The sequence below is a fragment of the Streptococcus mitis genome, assembly GCF_000960025.1.
In the GTDB taxonomy this organism is placed as follows: domain Bacteria; phylum Bacillota; class Bacilli; order Lactobacillales; family Streptococcaceae; genus Streptococcus; species Streptococcus mitis_DH.
Genome location: NZ_JYGQ01000001.1, coordinates 1 through 25,803, shown reverse-complemented (window position 1 = coordinate 25,803; position 25,803 = coordinate 1). Strand labels below are relative to the sequence as shown.

The following is a 25,803-nucleotide window of genomic DNA, read 5'->3' as shown; positions in this document are numbered from 1 at the left end:
AATTCTCACTTTTTGGGGTCAGTCCCTAAGCCTGATAGTAATTTCTTGTTCATACTATTCCCCTTTAGTCATTTACTACTTTAAGTTGCATTGCTTTAGCTACTTCTTCTGCCTTTGATCCCTTAGGTGTATGGATTTCTACATCTGGGTTACAGTTATCCACAAAATAGAAGTATTCTGTAATTTCTGTTACACTTGCTGGAATTGTAATAGATTTAATTGATGATGTCCCCCAGAATACTAATATTCCAATACTCTTTGTTCCTTCTGGGAATACAACTGATTCTAATGAACTGTCAGAGTTGAAAACATCATCTTCTACTGTTTCTATTGACTTACCAAAGTGGACATACTTTAACTTATTGTCAATCGCAAACGCACCTTTTCCAATATATCGTACTGTATCTGGTAAAACGATTGCCTCACAATGTTTCAAGTTCGCAAGACCACGTTCTCCAATTGCGATAACAGGTTTACCTTTAATTTCCTTTGGTACACGAACAACCTTATCGTCAGAAGTACAACTATATATGACATAACCTTCTTGCCATTCATCATATGTGAAGTACTTTTCATCTGTCTCTGGGAAGTCTTTGAAGTTCTTCTCTGTTACTTCAGAGTTATTTGTTGTGTTATTTTTTGTTTCTATTGTAGAAGTACTTGTTGTGGTATTTTGTTTTGACTCCTTAGGTCCGCATCCTACTAAACCTGATAAGAGTACTGCTGCACATAAGCCTGATAATAGTTTCTTGTTCATTATTTCTCCTCCTAATATTTTATGAATATATTAATACTTGTATTGTTATAGGATGTAGATATTCTTGCTAATATCAAATATTTCTATTTAATCTTCCCATAAATATACGCATGTTAATATATTAATATCTTCAAGGATTTATAACTATAGTTCCTTAATTTTCCCACCAATAAAAAAACGAAAGGCACCACAAGTTATTTATGTGTTTTCTTTAAACGACTCATGTACTTCTGTCGCAACTTCTCACCCGCCTTTAATTGCGGTTGCGATAGATTGAGGACCTAAATATGCATCCCCTGTTATTAGTTCATTTCTATTGTATTCTGATGTTGACCGAAAGTCAAATTTTTACCTTTCATCTAGAACACTAAAGTCTACTTTTGTTCAATTGCTGCAACGACAAGGTCACATGGAATAATATGTTCACTACCTGCCACTTCATGCGTTGATCTTCTTCCACTTTCATCTGATTCACCAAGTTCCATTGTAATAACCTTTACACCAGTTACTTTCCCACTCTCATCACGCAATACTTCTTTAATATTCTCTAAGAAATGGAATGTAACACCTTCATTGTGTGCATCTTTGATTTGTAGTGTAGCTTCTAGTATATTGTTCATATGGTCATCATTCTTTTGTTTTAGGTTTCAGCGCTTTTAATATAATGGATGTTGGCCTTTTTGTATACACTAAAATAGGGTTGGTGGAAAATTTCCATCAACCCTAAAAATTATAGAACCACACAAACCCCTGACCAGAGATGGCCAGGGGTTTGTATTTCAAAAATTATTCTGTAAATTCTATAGTTACTTTTACTTCAGAATCCATTGAAGAAAATATTGTTTTATAATAATTGATTGCAGATTCTTTAATTTCACTCTTAAATTTATCTAAATACTCTGCTTGTCTATCACTAGAAAGTTGGTTAGCGACCAATTTCCCAGTATCAATATCTTCTGTAGTTCCACTTAATAACTCTCCATGACTATCATATAAATCATAAGGATTATCTTTTGAAAGTTCAACACCAATTACTTCCAATTTTGGAACAATAACCTTATATTCTTTTTCGCTTATTTGTTCAACCTTTACACTACTTTTAATTCCAAATTTAGCTTTATAATTTAAAATTACTAATGCTGCTTTTTTAGAGAACGGCACATCAAACCCAAAAACTTGAGTTGTTTTTGTTTCAGAAATAATTTCATTAATTCCCGCATTCAAAAATACAACTTCATTCACTTTTTCAATACTTTCGATATTAATTGACGATTTGACTTCTGATTTATGTTCCTTAGGTAAGAAAAATAGCACTCCAATAGCTATAATAGCTATTAATACCACATTCAATAGTACACTAAACATATTAACTTTCTTCTTTAATATAGACAAGATAAAAAAACCTCATTTTAAATAATCTATCTAAATTTTACACTTTCTAAAGAAAATAGTCAATATTTTTTCGTACTATCTTCTAAAATTAATTGTGCCTATTAAAAATGAAATTAGTTTGTTGCATTTGATTATATTTTTTGAACACCAAATCCATTTAAAATTGAGTGCTATTTTGAGCACTAAAAAAGGGCTCTTTGTCAAATAGTGTTGATGAAGAAATTTAGGAAGGGATTAAACAACTAATTGTTGCTTAATTCCTTTTTGTTTTGGGCCAAACATTTTTGTTATTAAAATAATCCTATTTCTAAAATGGTAATAGTTTCTAAAGCCGTAGGCATTTCTTTTAAGCGCTTTTATTTTATTGTTTATTCCTTCAATAGGGCCATTTGTTCTAGTTGGATACTCACAAGTATTTTGAATATATGGCAAGTAAGTCATAAGAGTCTTTAAAACTCTTTTTAAACCAGGAGATAGGTCTAATTGCGTAGCTGCTTCAATCGTTTCCTTGAATTCTATATAATCTCTATCCTGTATACATTCACGAAGTGAATATACAACCTCATAATCATTTTTAAGAGATGGATTTTTTTCTAAGATATAATCTACGATTCCTTTACTTGTTATGAAGCTTTCAAAAAGCTTATAACGATTATATTTATAGTTCTGAAGTTCATTAGAGTTCTTTAAAATTAACTTCCAATAATATTTTAACTTTCGATATAATTTAGGATTTTTATAACGATGCTGATTCATGATACGTACCCGAGTTCTATTTAATTCTCTATTCAAGGCTTGTACAATGTGAAAAGGATCAATGATAATTTTTGCGTTAGGAAACATTTCTTTTATTAATTGAATGTATGGCAAGTACATATCGATGGAGATAGTTTTCACCTTTAATCTAGTCTTAGGCTCAAAACGATAAAAATATTGTTTCAAACTGTAAGATTTTCTATCTCGTACAACATCGACCAACTTGTGTGTAGTGCTATCAAAAATAATGAAGCTCATATTGCAATCGGAAGATTTAACAGATTTAAATTCATCAAAACACAAATGCTCAGGTAAATCATGTAATGGTTTAATCGTTAATAATCGTGCTGTATCATATATGATACGTCTAACGGTATGAATTGAAACATTTGTTTCTTTGGCAATATATGTTTCAGATACTGTTTCACTTATTTTTGTCTTAATTTCATTTTTTAATCGTTTCGAGATATGACAGTATTTTTCTACAATTCGACTAGTATCTGCAGTAAATGAAGAACCACATTCTCTACAGAGAAATCTCTGATTTCGTAGATTTAAGTAGGCTGGAAGGCCTGAAACAGAACAGAGAGTGATACGAGAAGTTTTCGTCCCGTTTTTAACTATATTGTTATTTTGGCTAACGCACCCACAAACGGCACAAAATTCTGGTTTATGCGTATATGTAGCTGAATAAAATAAAGATTTTCTATTTTTTAATATCTTCTCTTGAACATTATTATCCCAAATAATGTTTTTATCTTTGATTTGTAGTGTAGCTTCTAGTATATTGTTCATATGGTCATCATTCTTTTGTTTTAGGTTTCAGCGCTTTTAATATAATGGATGTTGGCCTTTTTGTATACACTAAAATAGGGTTGGTGGAAAATTTCCATCAACCCTAAAAATTATAGAACCGTTCTTTTTATATCTCATTTATTATGCCAAGGCACCCATTGGATCCCATGGTGCAAGGACGATTGGTTCTGCTTCATAGGCAGCTAGTTCTTCTGCTGTTAGTAATTCCTTACGAACAACAATTTGATAAGTGTATTCGTCCATCCAAGCATCTGAAGCAACAAAGTAACCATCTGTACCAACCTTGTCTCCCCATGAGTTTTCAACCTTCCACTTGGTTGACTTGCCATTTTCATCCAAATCCACACCTGTCAAGACCATGGCGTGGGTCATCAAGCTCTCACTGTAATCCAAACGTCCAGCCTTGTCTTGAGTGAGTTTAATGTCCATGCTTGATTCAAAGTCATAAACATCTGTCGCAAGGATCCCAGCTTTACGATTGCTGAGTTGACCGACATCTGATCCAAACCAAACAGTCTCACCTGCTTGCATTTGGGCAATCGCTAATTCTTTCAAGCGTTCCATCGGTACATTGATGTAACGAACCGCACGGCTACCAACCACATTCCCCAACATCTCAACTGTGTAAGATTTGCCGTAAGGCTTGTCAGCAGTTGGGGCATTGATAACAGAAACATAGTCCTCTAGAGGAAGATTGACATATTTCTTGTAAAACTCTTGTGGTGTGATGCCCTTTTCGCTTTGGTAGTTGTTATCCTTATCGCGATAAGCAAAGTCAAATTTACGTGGTGGAAGGCCTAGGGACATAGCAAGAAAATTAAAGATTTCTTGCAAGAGGTCTTCTTTCTTAGCTTGAACAGTCGCTTGGTCTGCACCAGAAGCGAGCAAGTCACGCAAGATTTGAGCATCTTGACGAAGCAATTTGTTGAGAATGGCATTTAGCTCACGACTACTGCTAGATGAAACAGATTCAGGGTAAACCGACTTAGGAACGACACCGTATTTCTCAAAGAGAGACACCACCATATCCCACTGACCTCCGTCTTGTTGTGGTGTTTGGAGTAGGAATTTAACCTTACGGCTGGTCAAGTCTTGGTCTGCAGTCGCAATGACTTGCTCCAAGAACCAGTTTGATTTCTCATACTTGTCCCAGAAGAAAGTGTGGGCCTGTGACAACTCAAAGTTTTCCAATTTGTATTGTGAAATGAGTTTGTGGCGGAAGGTGTTGAGAGCCGCAAACATCCAGCAACGACCAGACGCTTTCTGGTTAGTTACCTTGTCCTTGGTCAAATCCAATGAGAAAACAGGGGTATTGTCTACATGGCTTTGGCGACGTTCTAGAGCTGCAAAAATTCCGTTGTGGCTGGCAGCATTTTCAATCGCTTGGTATTTAACATTTGCTTCATAGTTAGCAAATAGTTTATCAGTAAATGATTCTTGAATCACGTTCATAGATTCCTCCTTTTATTCTACAGTCTATTATAACTCTTTTCACAAAGGAAGCAACTGAAAAATATAAAAGGCAAGGATATTCTTCCTCACCTTTTCGAATATAAATCAAATTAAGCAATATTCGCAAGGAGAGCTTCTAACTCTTCCTTGGTCAAGCGACGCCATTCTCCTCGCTGCAAGTTCTCATCCAATACTAAAGTTCCCATAGTCAAACGTTGCAAGTCTACTACTTCCTTGCCGCAATAGCCCACCATACGCTTGACCTGATGAAACTTCCCTTCTGCAATGGTCACACGGATTTGGCTTTGATTCTTTTTTGTATCTACAGACACAAGCTCCAGTCTAGCAGGCTGACAAGTAAAGTCTTTAAGAGGAATTCCCTTGGCAAATGTCTCCGCATCTTCTTGGGTCATAATTCCCTTGACCTGAGCCAGATACGTCTTATCCACATGACGCTTGGGTGAAAGAAGAGCATGGGCAAGCTTGCCGTCATTGGTCAAGAGTAAAAGACCATGCGTGTCAATATCCAAGCGTCCTACTGGGAAAACTTCCTTGCTCCGAGCAATATCATCCAGCAAATCCAGAACGGTTCTGTGCTTAGGATCCTCAGTCGCTGAGATAACTTCTTTGGGCTTGTTCATCATGTAGTAGACAAACTCTTCATACTCCAACACTTGCCCATCAAAGCGAATCTCATCTATTTTTTCATCAATCTGCAATTTAGCTGATTTTTCTTTTTTACCATTTACCGTCACGCGCCCAGCCTTGAGTAAGTTTTTGACCTCAGTCCGACTTCCCACAGCGCAGGCTACTAAAAATTTATCTAATCTCATAGAACTATTATATCATACTCAAAAGGAGGCTGGTACAATGACCAACCTCCTTTTCGTTTCATACTCTTCAAAAATCTCTTCAAACCGAGCCAACGTCGCCTTGCCGTATATATGTTACTGACTTCGTCAGTTCTATCTGCAACCTCAAAACAGTGTTTTGAGCTGACTTCGTCAGTTCTATCTACAACCTCAAAGCAGTGCTTTGAGCAACCTGCGGCTAGTTTCCTAGTTTGCTCTTTGATTTTCATTGAGTATCAGATTTAGGAAATTAACTTCCTCGTCTCCAAAAAATAGCTAAAACAATCATGGAACCTAGTACTGCCGGAATAATGGCAGTTCCTGCTATTATCGGTCCCCAAGTCCCAAAAAGCAAATGGCCTATAAAGGCACCAATCCATCCGAGAAACATTTTTCCAAAACATCCCATGTGTTCTCCACGATTGGTCAGAGTACCTGCTAAAAATCCCACTAGGAGACCAACGAACATACTTCCTAACATATTATCTCCTTAATTTGCCCAATCTCCGTTACGGAAGAGTGGTACACGTGTCCCATCCTCACGGATACCATCGATATCCATTTGACTAGACCCAATCATAAAGTCCACGTGAACATCTGAACGGTTAAGCCCCGCAGCTTCAAGCTCCTCTTCGCTCATCTCCGCTCCACCAACTACGCTAGTCGCATAAGCTGCACCGATAGCCAAGTGATTTGACGCATTTTCATCGAAAAGGGTGTTAAAGAAGGTAATGCCTGACTGAGAAATTGGGCTTGGATCTGGTACCAATGCACATTCACCCAAGGCACGCGCACCCATATTTTCAAAGACAAGGTCTTTCATGACCTGATCACCCTTCTCAGCAGTGATATCCACAATTTGTCCATCCTTAAAGGTTACCTTAATACCTTCAATGATATTTCCGTTATAACTAAGCGGTTTTGTAGAAGTGACATAACCATCTGCACGACGGAAGTCAGGCGCTGTGAAGACTTCCTCTGTCGGCATATTTGGCAAGAATCCTTCTCCCTGCGCATTGATAGCACCAGCTGATTCCCAAACGTGGTTCTTAGGCAAGCCAAGTGTCAAATCTGTCCCTGGTGCTGTGTAGTGAAGGGCTGAAAATTGTTCTTTATTAAGCATATCAGCCTTACTCTTGAGGATGGCTGCATGCTCTTCCCAAGCCTTAACAGGATCTGCTTCATAAACGCGACAAGTCTTGAAGATTTGGTCCCAAAGGAGATCAACTGCTTCTTCATCGCTCGCAGCATTTGGAAAGACTTTTTTAGCCCACTCAAGTCCAGCAGCGGCTGCTACAGTCCAGCTAACCTTATTGGATTGTGTTGCGATACGCATTGGCTTCATGGCAAGTCCCATCGCTTTAGCAGAAGCTGAAAGCTTGTCAGCATCCACACCGTTCAAGGCACCTGGGTCAGAAGAACGAACCCCAAGACGGCTAGCCTTGTTCTCCAAGAGATAGTTCATCTCAGCAATCTTGTATTCTGGCACATTGTCCAGACGCTCCATCGGAGCATGTAGGAATTTCTCACGGTTAATCACATCATCTGTCCACTGAACGATAACCTCATGCGCACCCAAGGCATAAGCTTCTTTCACGATTAAATGAGCCAACTCGCGTTGCTCCACATCAATTGAGAGAGCCAAAGTGTGACCAGGCTGCACGTTAATTCCATTCGAAACCAACAATTTCGCATATTTTTCTAGATTTTCTTTAAAATTTGGTAAAACCATTCTATTTTTCCTTTTCTATTTTTCTTTCAAAGCAGAAAATAATCCTGCTAAAGCAATGGCACTCGACAAAAGTGCTGTTGATAGAAGAATTGTCTGGTCAGCAAGTTCCAATTGATACTCAAACACCTTCTCAGCCGGCTTGTCTTCCGCAAAAATTCTTAGTTTCATCTTTTTTCCTCCAAGACCTTAAAACAACTCATCAAACAAACTCAACTGATTATCCTCTGGCATATTTCCAAGAATACCCATTTCATCCATCTTTTCAACCAAGGTTGATGAGAGTCCACCACGCTTGCGCAATTCTGTTTTAGATAGGAATTCTCCCTCTTCACGCGCTCGCACCAATTGCTTGGCAACGTTCTCTCCCAGACCATCCATAGCAACGAATGGTGGAATCAGTGTATCTCCGTCAATGATGAATTCAGTCGCATCACTACGGTAGAGGTCTAACTTCCCAAACTTGAAACCACGTTCCCACATTTCATTGACAATCTCAAGAGTTGTATAGAGGTCAATCTCCACATTAGAGGCCTCATTGTTCTTCCGTTTTTCAGAGATTTCTTCCATTCTGCGCTTGATAGCATCCAAGCCCGCCCCCATGGTCTTGATATCAAAAGCCTTAGCACGGATTGAGAAGTAAGCACAGTAGTAATAAATAGGGTGATGAACCTTGAAGTAAGCTACACGAAGAGCCATCATAACGTAGGCTGCCGCATGGGCTTTAGGGAACATGTACTTGATTTTTCCACAAGATTCGATATACCACTCAGGAACATTGTTGGCCTTCATAGCTTCGATATAACCATTGCGCTCTTCTTCAGAGATTTTGAGCCACAAGCCCTTACGTACCCGTTCCATAATGGTAAAGGCCATCTTAGGTTCCAGACCCGCATGCATGAGGTAAACCATGATGTCGTCCCGACAACCGATAACGGTCGACAGGTCCGCAATTCCTTGCTTGATTAAATCCTGGGCATTTCCCAACCAGACATCAGTACCGTGGGACAATCCAGACAACTGCAGCAACTCCGCAAAAGTCGTTGGGTGCGTCTCGTCCACCATTCCACGTACAAAGTTGGTTCCAAACTCAGGAATCCCCAGCATGCCCGTAGGCGTTCCGATTTGCTCAGGTGTCACTCCTAGCACATCAGTCCCAGAAAAGAGGGCCATTACGCCTTCGTCATCCATAGGAATTTCATTAGGATCAATCCCAGACAAGTCCTGGAGTTTTCGAATCATGGTCGGATCATCATGTCCCAGTACATCAAGTTTGAGGACGTTCTCATCGATATCATGGAAGTTAAAGTGAGTGGTCTGCCATTCAGCCGTCACGTCATCTGCTGGATACTGGACAGGCGTAAAGTCGTAAACATCCATATAGTTAGGAATAACAACGATTCCCCCCGGGTGTTGTCCTGTTGTCCGCTTGACACCAGCTGCACCTTGAGCAAGGCGTTCCACCTCTGCATCACGATAAAACTTCCCGTAGTCTCTCTCGTAGCCCTTTACAAATCCATAGGCAGTCTTAGCAGCTACCGTACCAACCGTTCCCGCACGGAAGGCATATTCCTCACCAAAGATATCACGCACATCCAAGTGGGCGCTAGGCTGATCCTCTCCCGAGAAGTTCAAGTCAATATCAGGAACCTTGTCTCCATCAAAACCAAGGAAGGTTTCAAACGGAATATCCTGTCCGTTTTTACTGAGTTTGTGACCACAGTTTGGACAATCCTTATTGGGCATATCAAATCCTGAACCGTACGAACCATCTGTGATAAACTCACTGTACTGACACTGACCACAGACATAGTGAGGAGAGAGAGGATTAACCTCCGTAATCCCAATCATGGTCGCAACGAAACTAGATCCTACAGACCCACGAGAGCCAACCAAGTAACCCCGTTCATTGGAACGTTGAACCAGCATCTGCGAGGCCAGATAAATCACAGCAAATCCATTCCCCAGAATAGAGGTTAGTTCTTTTTCAATCCGCAAATCAACGATATCTGGCAGCGGATTTCCATAAATCTCAAAAGCTTTCTTATAGGTCAATTCAGCGACCGTTTCTTCAGCCTTGTCAATGAAAGGCGTATACAAGTCACCCTTAACAACCTCAACGGGTTCAAAGATTTCTGCCAAAGCATTGGTGTTTTCAATAACCAATTTGCGAGCTAATTCCTCTCCCAAGAATGCAAATTCATCCAACATTTCATTAGTCGTTCTAAAATGAGCTTTTGGAAGAGGAGCGGGTTGGGCATGTTCGCCATGACCAATAGTTCGGTTAATCATCGCCCCCTGTCCCAAACTACGGACGATAATTTCACGGTAAATCTCTTCTTCTGGTTCGATATAGTGGACATTTCCCGTAGCCAAAACGGGCTTGCCAAGACGGTCGCCGACCTCTATCAAACTTTTGATAATGGTCTGTAGTTCTTCCATATCCTTGACCTGCTCCTTGGCGATCAATGGCGCATAGATAGCTGGTGGCATGATCTCAATAAAGTCATAATACTTGGCCACCTCAACCGCCGCATCCACACCTTGGGAAACAACTGCGTCAAAAACTTCACCTTCCGAACAAGCCGACCCCAAAATCAAACCTTCCCGATGAGCATCTAGAACTGTTCTCGGAATTCGTGGCACCCCTTCAAAGTACTTGGTATTGGACAAAGAAACCAGTTTAAAGATATTTTTTAGACCTACCTGATTCTTGACATAGATGGTCGCATGTTTAATCCGAGCTTTTTTATAAGAATCTGGACTAATCAAATCAATATTAAGTCTAACTAGATCGGTCACACCATGTTTTTCTGCTACCTCTTTGATAAAGATGAAGAGCAGACGACCAGTAGCTTCCGCATCGTAGTTGGCCATGTGGTGATGTTCTAAGGCCACACCAAAACGCTTGGTCAAAGGTCCCAAACCATGACGCTTATACTCAGGATAGAGGTTTCTAGCAAACTCCAGCGTATCAATAACTGGCTGGCTAATTTTAGGAAGACCATGACGCTCATAGTTGGCATTCATAAAGCCAACGTCAAAGGTAGCATTGTGGGCAACTAAGACCGTATCCTTGCAGAATTCTTGGAATTCTTGCAAAACTTGTTCTAGTGGTTTGGCATTTTTGACATGGTCATCTGTAATTCCAGTCAACTCAGTAGTAAAAGCTGACAAGGGATGCCCAGGATTGATAAATTCATCAAATTCAGCAATAACATTCCCCTTGTACATCTTAGAGGCCGCAACCTGAATCAAATCATTATAGATGGCTGAAAGCCCCGTCGTTTCCACGTCAAAGACCACATAGGTTGCTTCTGACAAGTCCATCTCCACTTCGTTGTAGACGATAGGGACACGGTCCTCCACGATATTGGCTTCCATTCCATAGATTAGCTGGATTCCCGCTTTCTTAGCCGCCTTATAACCATGTGGGAAGGACTGGACATTCCCATGGTCGGTGATAGCAACTGCTTTGTGTCCCCACTTAGCAGCTGTCGCAACGATTTCTTCGACTTCTGGCAAAGCATCCATGGTCGACATGTTAGTATGAGCATGAAACTCAACCCGGCGCTCACCTTCTGGCATCAAATCCTTCCGCTCATAGTGAACAACTTCCTGCACGTCTTGCACGTTCATCGTCAAATCGCGTGTGAAGTTATTCATCTCCACATTCCCACGAACTCGGAGCCAAGAATTTTTCTTGATTAGGTCAAATTTCTGAGCCTCTTCCTCATTCTTAACCCACTTTTGCATCGAAAAACTTGAAGTGTAGTCTGTCATTTTAAAGTTGATCAAAACACGCCCTGTTCTGGTCACTTTTTGCTCCACATCAAACACAACCCCTTCAAAGACCAGACGATTCTCCTCCGTCGTCACTTCGATCATAGGAGTAATCTCTGCCTTATCCAGCTTTGGTTTAGCTACAGCTTTTTTCGCTTGAAAATCAAAGGCTGGTTTCTCTTCCGCTGGAGGAGGTGCCATCTGTTCCAGTTGCTCCATAGCACGGAGCGCTTCCTCATTAGCCGCTTGAACAATCTGCTCATTTTCAGCATGAAAGGCCTCTTCCTGCTCTTGTGTCAGGACATCATTCTTCTCTACTTGACAATTAAAAGCTGGAAAACCAAACTTTTCAAGTTGTTTGACTAAATTAGGAAGATGATTCTTCTTAAAGTGTTCTTTATCAATCGCCTCAGAGCCCTCAATAAAGAGTTGGTTCCCCTCCGCACGAACTTGCAAATTTTGATAAAGGGACTTAAAACCTTGACTAGCACATGGCCCTTCAGAAAAAGCCTCTCTATAGTAGGCCTGTAAGAGTTGATTTGAAAATTCTTGAGACAGAGCCTTAATTTCAAAAATAGCTTTATTACCTGTCTTAGAAAATTCCTCACTCAAACCCTTCTTTAATTCTAAAAAGATTTCAATCGGTAAAATATTAGAAAATACGAAATGAAACTCCCATACCTTACTAATTTTATGAACCACAACTCGCTCAATATCAGCCTGTGACAAAGCAGGAGCCTGCCTCATTTCAGCAGGCATCCCCAGTTGATTCATCAAAATTTCAAAACTGTTTGACATTCATTTTCCTCACATTATTCTCCTACTATTTTACCATATTTAGAGGTATTTTCTAAAGACAAAAGGAAGCCACTAAGTGACTTCCTTCTAGAGCGAGGACTGATTAGTCTTCACCTTTGTTTTTCTTAATGATTTCTTCTTGTACTGACTTAGGTACATCTTCGTAGTGGTCAAATACCATCATGAATGTACCACGTCCTTGAGATGCAGAACGAAGAACTGTTGCGTAACCGAACATTTCAGCAAGTGGAACGTAAGCACGAACGATTTGGCTGTTACCGTGTGCTTCCATACCATCTACACGTCCACGACGAGCAGTTACGTGACCCATAACATCACCAAGGTTTTCTTCTGGAACAGTGATTGTTACAAGCATCATTGGCTCAAGGATAGCTGGTTGTGCTGATTTAGCAGCTTCTTTAAGGGCAAGTGAAGCCGCAATCTTGAAGGCAGTTTCAGATGAGTCGACATCGTGGTATGAACCATCGTAAAGTTTAGCTTTAACGTCAACCATTGGGTAACCTGCAAGTACACCGTTAGCCATAGATTCTACCAAACCTTTTTCAACCGCTGGGATAAATTCACGAGGAACCACACCACCGACGATTGCGTTTTCGAATTCGAATCCTTTACCTTCTTCGTTTGGAGTAAATTCAATCCAAACATCACCGAATTGACCTTTACCACCAGATTGACGTTTGAAGAATCCACGTGCTTGAGTAGAAGCGCGGAATGTTTCACGGTAAGATACTTGAGGAGCACCTACGTTCGCTTCAACTTTGAACTCACGACGCATACGGTCAACAAGGACGTCAAGGTGAAGCTCACCCATACCAGAGATAACTGTTTCACCAGTTTCAACGTTTGTTTCAACGCGGAATGTTGGATCTTCTTCAGCCAATTTTTGAAGAGCGATACCCATCTTGTCTTGGTCAGCTTTAGATTTTGGCTCAACCATCAATTGGATAACTGGTTCTGGAACGTTGATTGACTCAAGGATGATTTTAGCTTTTTCATCTGTCAATGAGTCACCAGTTGTAGTATCTTTCAAACCAACGGCAGCAGCGATATCACCTGAGTAAACAGTGTCAATTTCTTGACGGCTGTTGGCGTGCATTTGAAGGATACGTCCGATACGCTCACGTTTACCTTTAGAAGTGTTCAATACGTATGAACCTGATTGAAGAACACCAGAGTAAACACGGAAGAATGTCAAACGACCTACAAATGGGTCAGTCATGATCTTGAAGGCAAGAGCTGCAAATGGCTCTTCGTCAGATGCTGGACGAGTTTCTTCTTCGTCTGTATCTGGGTTAATACCCTTGATTGCTGGGATATCAAGTGGGCTTGGAAGGTAGTCAATAACCGCATCAAGCATCAATTGAACACCTTTGTTCTTGAAGGCAGAACCACACAATACTGGGAAGAATTCAACGTTGATAGTCGCTTTACGGATACCAGCTTTCAATTCTTCGTTAGTGATTTCTTCACCTTCGAGGTATTTCATCATCAATTCTTCGTCAGTTTCAGCAACTGCTTCGATCAATTTTTCACGGTATTCTTGAGCTTGGTCAAGGTATTCAGCTGGGATGTCTTCTTCAAGGATATCTGTACCAAGGTCGTTAGTATAGATTTCAGCTTTCATCTTGATCAAGTCGATGATACCACGGAAGTCATCTTCAGAACCGATTGGCAATTGAATTGGGTGTGCATTTGCTTGAAGACGATCGTGAAGTGTGCTTACTGAGTAAAGGAAGTCAGCACCGATTTTGTCCATTTTGTTAGCAAATACGATACGTGGAACTCCATACTCAGTTGCTTGACGCCAAACTGTTTCAGTTTGAGGCTCAACACCTGATTGTGAGTCAAGAACGGTAACCGCACCATCCAATACACGAAGAGAACGTTGTACTTCGATTGTGAAGTCCACGTGTCCTGGTGTGTCGATGATGTTTACGCGGTGGTTGTTCCATTGAGCTGTTGTCGCAGCAGATGTGATAGTGATACCACGCTCTTGCTCTTGCTCCATCCAGTCCATTTGTGACGCACCTTCGTGAGTTTCACCGATTTTGTGGATTTTACCAGTGTAGTAAAGAATACGCTCAGTAGTTGTTGTTTTACCAGCATCGACGTGAGCCATGATACCGATATTACGAGTTTTTTCAAGTGAAAATTCGCGTGCCATGAGGTTTGTTTCTCCTATTTATTTTTGATTTCTATTCTATTATAACACGATTTTAATAAAAACGGATAGGCAGGACCTACCCGTTCTCAATGTTTTCATGCTATTGTTGGTTTCAACTTGTAGATTTTCAAGTTGAATTGAACTCGGGCTAAAGTTAATTAGCCGATTTGAGCCGGAACGGGATGCTGTGTGAAAAAGATAAACTTCCTTGTATTCGTCGAATACTGCGTCAGTTTCCTATTTTCACCTTGCATCCTTATCGTTCCTAGCATCATGATATAATTGAGCTCAAGCTAAAAGTCTGGAGAAAAAGATGAATCTCATTGGTTGCAATCGCAACCTGCTTTGATTCCCTATTTTCTCTGGGACTTTCTTAACGCTTTCGCATCCTATCTTACCAACGGAAGTGTGCGAATGCACGGTTAGCTTCAGCCATACGGTGAGTGTCTTCACGTTTCTTAACAGCAGCACCAGTGTTGTTAGCAGCATCCAAGATTTCTTTTGCAAGACGGTCTTGCATTGTGTGTTCACCACGAAGACGAGCGATTGTTACCAACCAACGAAGTCCAAGTGTTGTACGACGTTCTGGACGAACTTCAACTGGGACTTGGTAGTTAGAACCACCAACACGACGTGCACGTACTTCAAGTACAGGCATGATGTTTTCCATAGCTGTTTCAAATACTTCAAGTGCATCGTTTCCAGTAGCTTCTTTGATTTGCTCAAAGGCACCGTAAACGATTGAAGCAGCTGTACCACGTTTACCATCAAGCATAACGCGGTTGATAAGACGAGTAACTAGTTGTGAATTGTAAAGCGGATCTGGCAATACGTCACGTTTTGGAGCTCTATTTTTACGACTCATTTCTCTTTATCCCCTTTCCTTATGCTTTTGGACGTTTAGTACCGTATTTAGAACGGCCTTGTTTACGATCGTTAACACCTGCAGTATCAAGTGCACCACGGACGATATGGTAACGTACCCCTGGAAGGTCTTTTACACGTCCACCACGAAGAAGAACCACGCTGTGCTCTTGCAAGTTGTGTCCGATACCTGGGATGTAGGCAGTAACTTCGATAAGGTTGCTCAAACGTACACGAGCGAATTTACGAAGGGCTGAGTTAGGTTTTTTAGGTGTCATTGTTCCAACACGAGTTGCAACACCACGTTTTTGTGGTGAAGAAACGTTTGTTTGAACTTTTTTATGACTGTTGTAACCAACGTTCAAAGCTGGTGATTTAGATTTTTCTACTTTTGATTTACGCGGTTTGCGAACCAATTGGTTAATTGTAGGCATCTACATTCTCCTGTGTTTTTTTATTTTTGGTGATGATACACTTGGTGACAGCTATCATCTGTGTGTACTTTTGCAACATTTGTCAGCACGTCCCTGTACACTCTTGAGAGACCAAAAGTAAAAAGTACCGTCTATTATTGTAACAAAATTTTCCATTGGTTGTCAAGATATTTTTCTTTTTTATTGTTAATTTTAGCTCTTTTGTAGTGCTCCCTAAAAAAAGAAAAAGGAGGAATCCCACCCTCCTAAAGTTAGTATTGTTCCATTCAATCCCATCAATTTTAACAAATAATGTTCAAAAAAATATTATATCATCACAACCAACCAGATTCTTTCGCGATATTAGCTGCCTCTGTTCGATTACCTGCATCTAGTTTCGAAAGAATATTGGTGACATAGTTTCGGACTGTTCCGTTGGATAGATAAAGTTTGTCTGCAATTTCTTGGTTAGAGAAGCCCTGAGCAATTCCCTTTAAAACTGCGATTTCTTGTTCTGTTAATGGATTGGGATGCGTCATCACCACTTCCATCAATTCAGGCGAATACTCCTTGCGCCCTTCGAGGACAGTGTGCAAGGTTTGCATGAGGTCTGCAATGTTTCTTTCTTTTAATACATAAGCATCTACTCCAGCCTTGACCGCACGTTCAAAATACCCAGGACGCTTGAAGGTCGTCACCACAACCACCTTTGTTTCAAGCTTTTCTGCTCGTATCCACTCCAAGACTTCAAGACCTGTCTTAACAGGCATTTCTACGTCAAGGATGGCGATATCTATAGACTCCTTTTCAAATAGTTGGATTGCTTCTTGCCCATTCTTGGCTTGAAAGACAGACTCTACATCCGGTTGAAGCGTGAGCAACTGGCACATTGCATCTCGTAACATACTTTGATCTTCTGCGACTAATACTTTCATCTACTTTCTCTCCTTATAGGGTAGTCGAACCTGCACTTCTGTCGGTTCTTTCCAACTAATTACCTTTACTTCTCCCGAAAATGGAAGAACACGATCTCGAACTGTATGGAGGTCATCCCCCTTTATAGAAGCAAAGCCACAGCCATCATCTCTCACTGTTAGAATGAGTTCTTTCTCTGTCCGTTCTAATTTTAAGTAGACTTTAGACGCTTGGGCATGTTTGATGATATTGGTCACTAATTCAAGCAAAATCATGGAAGCCGTTGACTCCAATTCCTGAGTTAAGCTAGCTGTATCTAGTTGATTAGCTATTTCCACCTCAATTCCAGCAATTTCTAACATCTTTTTCACAGTCTCTAGTTCGGATGTCAAAGTTCTAGACTTAAGATTTTCCACAATGGTTCGCACTTCACGCATTGATTCTTTGCTAATTTGCTGAATTTCTTTTAATTCCTTCTCCACCAGTGGATAAGCCTCCATCTGAAATAACTGCAAGGCTAAATCTGTCTTGACACTCAACATGGCAAAAGTATGGCCTAGACTGTCATGGAGATCCTGACCGATACGACTGCGTTCATTTTCAGCAAGCAATAGATTTATCTGCGCATTTTGCTTAGCCTGAGCTTCTTTCAAATCCTCCACAATACGAATCCGAACCAAGCCAAAAGTCATTAAATCGATAAAAGTGATAATTCCAAGCAGATAGACTAGAAACTCAACTTCAACTTCCTGAAAAATCAAAAGTTGCCCCACAACAAGGACTTGAGCAAGGAGAAAAGTCCGGACATGTAAAGAATTAAAACTACGTACGCCGAAATGATAAATTAAGAGATTGGCAAGGAAAAAGAAGAACCAGATATAATTTACACCAACAAAGGCAGTATTCCCAGCTACATAGGCTAGCATAATTACCCAACAGAGCCAGGATAAACGCTGACTCTTGGTGGTTAAAACACCTAAGTAAGCCAAGACAAACAGAATGTCAATCAACAAATGCCAGCTAGGAAGCTCCCCAGTCACTACAGGAACGATGGGAAAAACCATAAAAATCAAACTGGCCCAATACATATAGTCTATGCTTTTCAGTCTTTCAAGCATTAAGCATTCTCCTTATGACCTTGAAGGTAAATGGTCAAACCAAACAAAACTGCTGAAAAAACAAGTAGATAAACTGTGGCTGATAGATTGATGTCATCCTCATTTAAGAAGGTCTTGAGCAACTCCATCAACTGATAAGTTGGTAGGCACTTCCCGATTGCTTGCATCCAGTCTGGAAATAAAGAGATGGGCATCCAGAGTCCGCCTAAAACAGCCAATCCTAGATAGAGAAGATTACCCACGACAGACATCAGCTGACTAGAAGGCAAGAGTGTCAAGGTCAATCCAAGCGCTACAAAAGCTACACTTCCTACTATCAACAAGAACGCCGCCCCAATCCAGCTTCCTAGAGGCATATCCACACCTCTGACCAAGTGCCCAACTGAGAAAACAACCAGGATTGAGACCAAATAATCAACCATCATACTTGTTATCTTTGATAGATAATATTCTACCATATTTACAGGGGTATGGCGTAATGTTTTCTGCCAGTTGTTGATTTTATCGGTATGTAAAACAGCTGGAAATGAAAACATAGCTGTCGACATCATGGAAAAGGCCGTCATGGAGATAAGATAATCACGCATAAAATTCGCGGGTCCACCTGGTGTCTCCTGGTACATGCCAGAAAAGAATAAATAGAAAGCCGTCGGCATTCCTACGGATAATAAATAATAGACGAGTTGCCGTTTGGTCAATAGAAATTCTATCTTGTTTAGTGCGGTCCATCGTTTCATCTTAGTCATCTCCCTTTTGTGTTTCTTCAAAGATTGTATCCAGTAAGCTACGATTATTGACTTCAATTTCTTGAATCCTACATCCTGCTTGCACTAACAGTTCCCAAAAAGCATCTGCTTCGCGTGTGACTACTTGTAGAGCATCCTGTTTTTGTGACCAGTTTTCAACCAAGTTTGACTGTTCGACAACTTCCTTATATGCTAGAGGAAGGATAAAGTGCTTTTCAATCTCCTCACTGCGCATGGCTAGAGGTGTTGTATCGCGAATCAACTCTCCCTTATTCAAGACCAAGATTCGGTCCGCTGTATGCTCTACCTCTTCGATATAGTGAGAAGAATAGACAATGGTCACACCATTTTTCTTTAACTGATTGACAATCTCCCAAAAACGTTGACGGGTAGAGGTATCCATGGCCGCAGTTGGCTCATCTAAAAAAACAAGCTTTGGTCGCCCAATCAAGATCATGACAAAAGAGAAAAGACGCTTTTGCCCACCTGACAATTTTTCTGCAAATTGCTCTTTTTGTTGCTCGTCAAACTGCAATAGTTGATCGATCTCCTGTTTGCTAAAGGGATTTGGATAAATACTTTGAAAGAAAGCAATCAACTCTTTGATCTTTAATTTCTGAACGATGACATTTTCTTGAGGGAGATAGGATCTTGTGTAGTCTAACTTAGAGCTCGTCACTGGCAAGCCTTGGATGGATACTTGACCGCTTGTGACCAGTTTATCTCCAAGCAGACAGTCCAAGAGTGTGGTCTTCCCAGCACCATTGGGTCCAATCAAGGCGACGCATTCACCTTCAGCTACCTCAAAGGAAATATCCTTCAAAATAGCCTTGCCCTTGATGTTTTTATTTAGGCTTTCTACCTTAATCATGTTCATCATATTCTCCTTTCAGCCACTCCTTTCCCATAGGAAAGGCGATAAAAATCATAAATCCTAGTCCCCAGGCACCACGGATGAATTGGTGAAGGAAGGCTTGATCAAACCAACCTGTAAACATTTCTACCAACCATACCACTAGTGATAGTCCAATAAAAAGATAGAGAAACGCTTTTTTCATTTTTCAAACTCCTTTTTCACATCTAAGACCAATTTCAAGCCTTCTCGGATAATCCAAGACATCATGCCAAATCCTGCAAACAACTCCCAAGGAAAATGATAGAAGCCTTCATCCAATCCTGAAAACATGAGATAAGTCATAAGTCCTGCTGCTACTAAACTCATTGCGACAATTACTTTATGTTTCATTTTTTCTTCCTCCCTTTCATACTTCAATTATAGTCTTTTAAAGTTAGCGGAGCTAGATGCTTCTGTCACAAGGAAATATGACAAATGTCATAAAAGATTCTGTTCAAAACAAGCAAGATACACTATACAATAAAACACAAGTAGAAAAATCTAAGGCAGCTTCCTTAAAAGAAATATCAAACCCAATTCACACTATATTGAAAACTAATACTTATTTAAAATCAAAAGATCGGAAATTTTTATCGTACAAAACAGATATATTATAGGCAGCACAAAAAAACTCTTAAATTACTTTCTTAAAAGTTTGTAAGAATTATACAATCTGTTAAATTTTAATTTATGTACCTAAACTACAGTATTTATTGAACAAATCAGGAAACAAAAAAGTATACTCAATCAAAATGAATTACTGAAATTAAAAAAAGAGAGAAGCAAACTAATTCTCTCTTAATGTATATAATATCTAGTTAAAACAAAAAAGATACGCTTACGTATCTCTGTAATGAATCGGGAAGACAGGATTCGAACCTGCGACACCTTGGTCCCAAACCAAGTACTCTACCAAGCTGAGCTACTTCCCGAGTTAAATAGAAAAATGCACCCTAGAGGAGTCGAACCTCTAACCGCCTGATTCGTAGTCAGGTACTCTATCCAGTTGAGCTAAGGGTGCTCATTAGTTTATGCCGAGGACCGGAATCGAACCGGTACGATCGTTACCAATCGCAGGATTTTAAGTCCTGTGCGTCTGCCAGTTCCGCCACCCCGGCCTCTCTAAGCGAACGACGGGATTCGAACCCGCGACCCCCACCTTGGCAAGGTGGTGTTCTACCACTGAACTACGTTCGCACTGTTTTCTTCTATCTAAAAATGCCGGCTACATGACTTGAACACGCGACCCTCTGATTACAAATCAGATGCTCTACCAACTGAGCTAAGCCGGCTCATTTATTATATCTTAATGCGGGTTAAGGGACTTGAACCCCCACGCCGTTAAGCGCCAGATCCTAAATCTGGTGCGTCTGCCAATTCCGCCAAACCCGCATATATGACCCGTACTGGGCTCGAACCAGTGACCCATTGATTAAAAGTCAATTGCTCTACCAACTGAGCTAACGAGTCTAAAATAACTTCCGTTATCTTAAACGGTCCCGACGGGAATCGAACCCGCGATCTTCGCCGTGACAGGGCGACGTGATAACCGCTACACTACGGGACCTATGGGAGTTAACGGGATCGAACCGCTGACCCTCTGCTTGTAAGGCAGATGCTCTCCCAGCTGAGCTAAACTCCCTAGAGCTAAGCGACTTCCATATCTCACAGGGGGCAACCCCCAACTACTTCCGGCGTTCTAGGGCTTAACTTCTGTGTTCGGCATGGGTACAGGTGTATCTCCTAGGCTATCGTCACTTAACTCTGAGTAATACCTACTCAAAATTGAATATCTATTCAAATTAAGAAAACCGTTCGCTTTCATATTCTCAGTTACTTTGGATAAGTCCTCGAGCTATTAGTATTAGTCCGCTACATGTGTCGCCACACTTCCACTTCTAACCTATCTACCTGATCATCTCTCAGGGCTCTTACTGATATAAAATCATGGGAAATCTCATCTTGAGGTGGGTTTCACACTTAGATGCTTTCAGCGTTTATCCCTTCCCTACATAGCTACCCAGCGATGCCTTTGGCAAGACAACTGGTACACCAGCGGTAAGTCCACTCTGGTCCTCTCGTACTAGGAGCAGATCCTCTCAAATTTCCTACGCCCGCGACGGATAGGGACCGAACTGTCTCACGACGTTCTGAACCCAGCTCGCGTGCCGCTTTAATGGGCGAACAGCCCAACCCTTGGGACCGACTACAGCCCCAGGATGCGACGAGCCGACATCGAGGTGCCAAACCTCCCCGTCGATGTGAACTCTTGGGGGAGATAAGCCTGTTATCCCCAGGGTAGCTTTTATCCGTTGAGCGATGGCCCTTCCATACGGAACCACCGGATCACTAAGCCCGACTTTCGTCCCTGCTCGAGTTGTAGCTCTCGCAGTCAAGCTCCCTTATACCTTTACACTCTGCGAATGATTTCCAACCATTCTGAGGGAACCTTTGGGCGCCTCCGTTACCTTTTAGGAGGCGACCGCCCCAGTCAAACTGCCCGTCAGACACTGTCTCCGATAGGGATCACCTATCCGGGTTAGAGTGGCCATAACACAAGGGTAGTATCCCAACAACGTCTCCTTCGAAACTGGCGTCCCGATCTCATAGACTCCTACCTATCCTGTACATGTGGTACAGACACTCAATATCAAACTGCAGTAAAGCTCCATGGGGTCTTTCCGTCCTGTCGCGGGTAACCTGCATCTTCACAGGTACTAAAATTTCACCGAGTCTCTCGTTGAGACAGTGCCCAAATCATTACGCCTTTCGTGCGGGTCGGAACTTACCCGACAAGGAATTTCGCTACCTTAGGACCGTTATAGTTACGGCCGCCGTTTACTGGGGCTTCAATTCATACCTTCGCTTACGCTAAGCACTCCTCTTAACCTTCCAGCACCGGGCAGGCGTCACCCCCTATACATCATCTTACGATTTAGCAGAGAGCTGTGTTTTTGATAAACAGTTGCTTGGGCCTATTCACTGCGGCTGACTTAAAGTCAGCACCCCTTCTCCCGAAGTTACGGGGTCATTTTGCCGAGTTCCTTAACGAGAGTTCTCTCGCTCACCTGAGGCTACTCGCCTCGACTACCTGTGTCGGTTTGCGGTACGGGTAGAGTATGTTTAAACGCTAGAAGCTTTTCTTGGCAGTGTGACGTCACTAACTTCGCTACTAAACTTCGCTCCCCATCACAGCTCAATGTTACAGATATAAGCATTTGACTCATATCACACCTCACTGCTTAGACAGACACTTCCAATCGTCTGCTTTAGTTAGCCTACTGCGTCCCTCCATCACTACATACTCTAGTACAGGAATATCAACCTGTTGTCCATCGGATACACCTTTCGGTCTCTCCTTAGGTCCCGACTAACCCAGGGCGGACGAGCCTTCCCCTGGAAACCTTAGTCTTACGGTGGACAGGATTCTCACCTGTCTTTCGCTACTCATACCGGCATTCTCACTTCTATGCGTTCCAGCACTCCTCACGGTACACCTTCATCACACATAGAACGCTCTCCTACCATACCTATAAAGGTATCCACAGCTTCGGTAAATTGTTTTAGCCCCGGTACATTTTCGGCGCAGGGTCACTCGACTAGTGAGCTATTACGCACTCTTTGAATGAATAGCTGCTTCTAAGCTAACATCCTAGTTGTCTGTGCAACCCCACATCCTTTTCCACTTAACAATTATTTTGGGACCTTAGCTGGTGGTCTGGGCTGTTTCCCTTTCGACTACGGATCTTAGCACTCGCAGTCTGACTGCCGACCATAATTCATTGGCATTCGGAGTTTATCTGAGATTGGTAATCCGGGATGGACCCCTCACCCAAACAGTGCTCTACCTCCAAGAATCTCTAATGTCGACGCTAGCCCTAAAGCTATTTCGGAGAGAACCAGCTATCTCCAAGTTCGTTTGGAATTTCTCCGCTACCCACAAGTCATCCAAGCACTTTTCAACGTGCCCTGGTTCGGTCCTCCAGTGCGTCTTACCGCACCTTCAACCTGCTCATGGGTAGGTCACATGGTTTCGGGTCTACGTCATGATACTAAGGCGCCCTATTCAGACTCGGTTTCCCTACGGCTCCGTCTCTTCAACTTAACCTCGCATCATAACGTAACTCGCCGGTTCATTCTACAAAAGGCACGCTCTCACCCATTAACGGGCTCGAACTTGTTGTAGGCACACGGTTTCAGGTTCTATTTCACTCCCCTCCCGGGGTGCTTTTCACCTTTCCCTCACGGTACTGGTTCACTATCGGTCACTAGGGAGTATTTAGGGTTGGGAGATGGTCCTCCCAGATTCCGACGGGATTTCACGTGTCCCGCCGTACTCAGGATACTGCTAGGTACAAAGACTATTTTAAATACGAGGCTATTACTCTCTTTGGCTGATCTTCCCAAATCATTCTTCTATAATCTTTGAGTCCACATTGCAGTCCTACAACCCCGAAGAGTAAACTCTTCGGTTTGCCCTCCTGCCGTTTCGCTCGCCGCTACTAAGGCAATCGCTTTTGCTTTCTCTTCCTGCAGCTACTTAGATGTTTCAGTTCACTGCGTCTTCCTCCTCACATCCTTAACAGATGCGGGTAACAGGTAGTACCTGTTGGGTTCCCCCATTCGGAAATCCCTGGATCATCGCTTACTTACAGCTACCCAAGGCATATCGTCGTTTGTCACGTCCTTCTTCGGCTCCTAGTGCCAAGGCATCCACCGTGCGCCCTTATTAACTTAACCTTATTTTTCTGACCTTTCAGTCATAAACTCTTATTAATACTACAGCGTTTTCGGTTTATTTTCTTGTTACTATTTGATATAGATATTCAATTTTCAATGTGCATTACTTGGTGATCTCTCACCAATGGAGCCTAGCGGGATCGAACCGCTGACCTCCTGCGTGCAAAGCAGGCGCTCTCCCAGCTGAGCTAAGGCCCCACAAGACCTCTCAAGACTAAACAAGACCAATGCGCAGTTCCTTATCCTTAGAAAGGAGGTGATCCAGCCGCACCTTCCGATACGGCTACCTTGTTACGACTTCACCCCAATCATCTATCCCACCTTAGGCGGCTGGCTCCTTACGGTTACCTCACCGACTTCGGGTGTTACAAACTCTCGTGGTGTGACGGGCGGTGTGTACAAGGCCCGGGAACGTATTCACCGCGGCGTGCTGATCCGCGATTACTAGCGATTCCGACTTCATGTAGGCGAGTTGCAGCCTACAATCCGAACTGAGACTGGCTTTAAGAGATTAGCTTGCCGTCACCGGCTTGCGACTCGTTGTACCAGCCATTGTAGCACGTGTGTAGCCCAGGTCATAAGGGGCATGATGATTTGACGTCATCCCCACCTTCCTCCGGTTTATTACCGGCAGTCTCGCTAGAGTGCCCAACTGAATGATGGCAACTAACAATAGGGGTTGCGCTCGTTGCGGGACTTAACCCAACATCTCACGACACGAGCTGACGACAACCATGCACCACCTGTCACCTCTGTCCCGAAGGAAAACTCTATCTCTAGAGCGGTCAGAGGGATGTCAAGACCTGGTAAGGTTCTTCGCGTTGCTTCGAATTAAACCACATGCTCCACCGCTTGTGCGGGCCCCCGTCAATTCCTTTGAGTTTCAACCTTGCGGTCGTACTCCCCAGGCGGAGTGCTTAATGCGTTAGCTGCGGCACTAAACCCCGGAAAGGGTCTAACACCTAGCACTCATCGTTTACGGCGTGGACTACCAGGGTATCTAATCCTGTTTGCTCCCCACGCTTTCGAGCCTCAGCGTCAGTTACAAGCCAGAGAGCCGCTTTCGCCACCGGTGTTCCTCCATATATCTACGCATTTCACCGCTACACATGGAATTCCACTCTCCCCTCTTGCACTCAAGTTAAACAGTTTCCAAAGCGTACTATGGTTAAGCCACAGCCTTTAACTTCAGACTTATCTAACCGCCTGCGCTCGCTTTACGCCCAATAAATCCGGACAACGCTCGGGACCTACGTATTACCGCGGCTGCTGGCACGTAGTTAGCCGTCCCTTTCTGGTAAGATACCGTCACAGTGTGAACTTTCCACTCTCACACTCGTTCTTCTCTTACAACAGAGCTTTACGATCCGAAAACCTTCTTCACTCACGCGGCGTTGCTCGGTCAGACTTCCGTCCATTGCCGAAGATTCCCTACTGCTGCCTCCCGTAGGAGTCTGGGCCGTGTCTCAGTCCCAGTGTGGCCGATCACCCTCTCAGGTCGGCTATGTATCGTCGCCTTGGTGAGCCGTTACCCCACCAACTAGCTAATACAACGCAGGTCCATCTGGTAGTGATGCAATTGCACCTTTTAAG

Annotated in this window: 19 protein-coding genes, 10 tRNA genes and 3 rRNA genes; all 32 read right to left on the bottom strand. The window is 42.3% G+C overall.

Annotated features, from left to right (window positions below; all coding sequences use genetic code 11):
* Nucleotides 1-64: 64 nt before the first annotated feature.
* Nucleotides 65-757: a leucine-rich repeat domain-containing protein gene (locus TZ91_RS09900; RefSeq protein WP_080702881.1), complete on the bottom strand. Its 693-nt coding sequence runs from the start codon at nt 755-757 to the stop codon at nt 65-67.
* 374 nt (nt 758-1,131) lie between these two features.
* A complete protein-coding gene (locus tag TZ91_RS00170) occupies nt 1,132-1,377 on the bottom strand; it encodes a hypothetical protein (RefSeq protein ID WP_004238875.1) in 246 nt (81 codons plus the stop codon).
* Nucleotides 1,378-1,543: 166 nt separating this feature from the next.
* Nucleotides 1,544-2,122: a DUF4230 domain-containing protein gene (locus tag TZ91_RS00165; RefSeq protein WP_050492332.1), complete on the bottom strand. Its 579-nt coding sequence runs from the start codon at nt 2,120-2,122 to the stop codon at nt 1,544-1,546.
* A gap of 261 nt (nt 2,123-2,383) precedes the next feature.
* On the bottom strand, nt 2,384-3,700 hold the full coding sequence (locus TZ91_RS00160) for an ISL3 family transposase (RefSeq protein WP_033687283.1): 1,317 nt from the start codon (nt 3,698-3,700) through the stop codon (nt 2,384-2,386).
* A 141-nt stretch (nt 3,701-3,841) separates the two neighbouring features.
* Nucleotides 3,842-5,173 (bottom strand): aminopeptidase C, encoded by a 1,332-nt coding sequence (pepC, locus tag TZ91_RS00155; protein ID WP_033687282.1) that lies wholly within the window; start codon nt 5,171-5,173, stop codon nt 3,842-3,844.
* Between the two features lie 110 nt (nt 5,174-5,283).
* On the bottom strand, nt 5,284-6,006 hold the full coding sequence (locus tag TZ91_RS00145; RefSeq protein WP_033687281.1) for a pseudouridine synthase: 723 nt from the start codon (nt 6,004-6,006) through the stop codon (nt 5,284-5,286).
* Nucleotides 6,007-6,274: 268 nt separating this feature from the next.
* Nucleotides 6,275-6,505 (bottom strand): GlsB/YeaQ/YmgE family stress response membrane protein, encoded by a 231-nt coding sequence (locus tag TZ91_RS00135; protein WP_000901569.1) that lies wholly within the window; start codon nt 6,503-6,505, stop codon nt 6,275-6,277.
* Between the two features lie 9 nt (nt 6,506-6,514).
* Complete coding sequence (locus TZ91_RS00130; protein ID WP_033687280.1) at nt 6,515-7,756, bottom strand: aminopeptidase; 1,242 nt, start codon at nt 7,754-7,756, stop codon at nt 6,515-6,517.
* A gap of 15 nt (nt 7,757-7,771) precedes the next feature.
* Nucleotides 7,772-7,924 carry a hypothetical protein gene (locus tag TZ91_RS00125; RefSeq protein ID WP_033687279.1) on the bottom strand — a complete coding sequence of 51 codons (153 nt, stop codon included), beginning with the start codon at nt 7,922-7,924 and terminating at the stop codon, nt 7,772-7,774.
* An 18-nt stretch (nt 7,925-7,942) separates the two neighbouring features.
* Entirely contained in the window at nt 7,943-12,334 is a 4,392-nt protein-coding gene (locus TZ91_RS00120; protein WP_033687278.1) for a PolC-type DNA polymerase III, read from the bottom strand.
* A 103-nt stretch (nt 12,335-12,437) separates the two neighbouring features.
* Nucleotides 12,438-14,519, bottom strand: coding sequence for an elongation factor G (fusA, locus tag TZ91_RS00115; RefSeq protein WP_000090348.1), 2,082 nt, complete (start codon nt 14,517-14,519; stop codon nt 12,438-12,440).
* A gap of 394 nt (nt 14,520-14,913) precedes the next feature.
* On the bottom strand, nt 14,914-15,384 hold the full coding sequence (gene rpsG, locus TZ91_RS00110) for a 30S ribosomal protein S7 (protein ID WP_000087873.1): 471 nt from the start codon (nt 15,382-15,384) through the stop codon (nt 14,914-14,916).
* A gap of 19 nt (nt 15,385-15,403) precedes the next feature.
* Complete coding sequence (gene rpsL / locus TZ91_RS00105) at nt 15,404-15,817, bottom strand: 30S ribosomal protein S12 (RefSeq protein WP_001142332.1); 414 nt, start codon at nt 15,815-15,817, stop codon at nt 15,404-15,406.
* Between the two features lie 314 nt (nt 15,818-16,131).
* Nucleotides 16,132-16,731: a response regulator transcription factor gene (locus tag TZ91_RS00100; RefSeq protein WP_004262068.1), complete on the bottom strand. Its 600-nt coding sequence runs from the start codon at nt 16,729-16,731 to the stop codon at nt 16,132-16,134.
* On the bottom strand, nt 16,732-17,829 hold the full coding sequence (locus tag TZ91_RS00095) for a sensor histidine kinase (RefSeq protein ID WP_033687277.1): 1,098 nt from the start codon (nt 17,827-17,829) through the stop codon (nt 16,732-16,734).
* The gene (locus TZ91_RS00090) at nt 17,829-18,566 is read right to left on the bottom strand and encodes an ABC transporter permease (RefSeq protein ID WP_033687276.1); all 738 of its coding nucleotides are present in this window, start codon (nt 18,564-18,566) and stop codon (nt 17,829-17,831) included. The genes TZ91_RS00095 and TZ91_RS00090 overlap by 1 nt, the downstream gene beginning before the upstream one ends.
* Before the next feature lies 1 nt (nt 18,567).
* Complete coding sequence (locus TZ91_RS00085) at nt 18,568-19,452, bottom strand: ABC transporter ATP-binding protein (protein ID WP_045596893.1); 885 nt, start codon at nt 19,450-19,452, stop codon at nt 18,568-18,570.
* Nucleotides 19,439-19,633 carry a hypothetical protein gene (locus tag TZ91_RS00080; RefSeq protein WP_004258091.1) on the bottom strand — a complete coding sequence of 65 codons (195 nt, stop codon included), beginning with the start codon at nt 19,631-19,633 and terminating at the stop codon, nt 19,439-19,441. The genes TZ91_RS00085 and TZ91_RS00080 overlap by 14 nt, the downstream gene beginning before the upstream one ends.
* A complete protein-coding gene (locus TZ91_RS00075; RefSeq protein WP_033687275.1) occupies nt 19,630-19,821 on the bottom strand; it encodes a hypothetical protein in 192 nt (63 codons plus the stop codon). Before TZ91_RS00075 ends, TZ91_RS00080 begins: the two co-directional genes overlap by 4 nt.
* 507 nt (nt 19,822-20,328) lie before the next feature.
* A tRNA-Pro gene (locus TZ91_RS00065) sits at nt 20,329-20,402 on the bottom strand.
* 15 nt (nt 20,403-20,417) lie between these two features.
* A tRNA-Arg gene (locus TZ91_RS00060) sits at nt 20,418-20,491 on the bottom strand.
* An 11-nt stretch (nt 20,492-20,502) separates the two neighbouring features.
* A tRNA-Leu gene (locus TZ91_RS00055) sits at nt 20,503-20,588 on the bottom strand.
* A 7-nt stretch (nt 20,589-20,595) separates the two neighbouring features.
* A tRNA-Gly gene (locus TZ91_RS00050) sits at nt 20,596-20,667 on the bottom strand.
* A 22-nt stretch (nt 20,668-20,689) separates the two neighbouring features.
* Nucleotides 20,690-20,762, bottom strand: a tRNA-Thr gene (locus TZ91_RS00045).
* A gap of 18 nt (nt 20,763-20,780) precedes the next feature.
* Nucleotides 20,781-20,862, bottom strand: a tRNA-Leu gene (locus TZ91_RS00040).
* Nucleotides 20,863-20,867: 5 nt separating this feature from the next.
* Nucleotides 20,868-20,940, bottom strand: a tRNA-Lys gene (locus tag TZ91_RS00035).
* Nucleotides 20,941-20,964: 24 nt separating this feature from the next.
* A tRNA-Asp gene (locus TZ91_RS00030) sits at nt 20,965-21,037 on the bottom strand.
* A 2-nt stretch (nt 21,038-21,039) separates the two neighbouring features.
* Nucleotides 21,040-21,112 (bottom strand) — tRNA-Val (locus TZ91_RS00025).
* Nucleotides 21,113-21,116: 4 nt separating this feature from the next.
* A 5S ribosomal RNA gene (rrf, locus tag TZ91_RS00020) occupies nt 21,117-21,232 on the bottom strand.
* A gap of 76 nt (nt 21,233-21,308) precedes the next feature.
* Nucleotides 21,309-24,210 (bottom strand): 23S ribosomal RNA (locus TZ91_RS00015).
* A gap of 125 nt (nt 24,211-24,335) precedes the next feature.
* A tRNA-Ala gene (locus tag TZ91_RS00010) sits at nt 24,336-24,408 on the bottom strand.
* 51 nt (nt 24,409-24,459) lie between these two features.
* Nucleotides 24,460-25,803 (bottom strand): 16S ribosomal RNA (locus TZ91_RS00005); the annotation flags it as partial.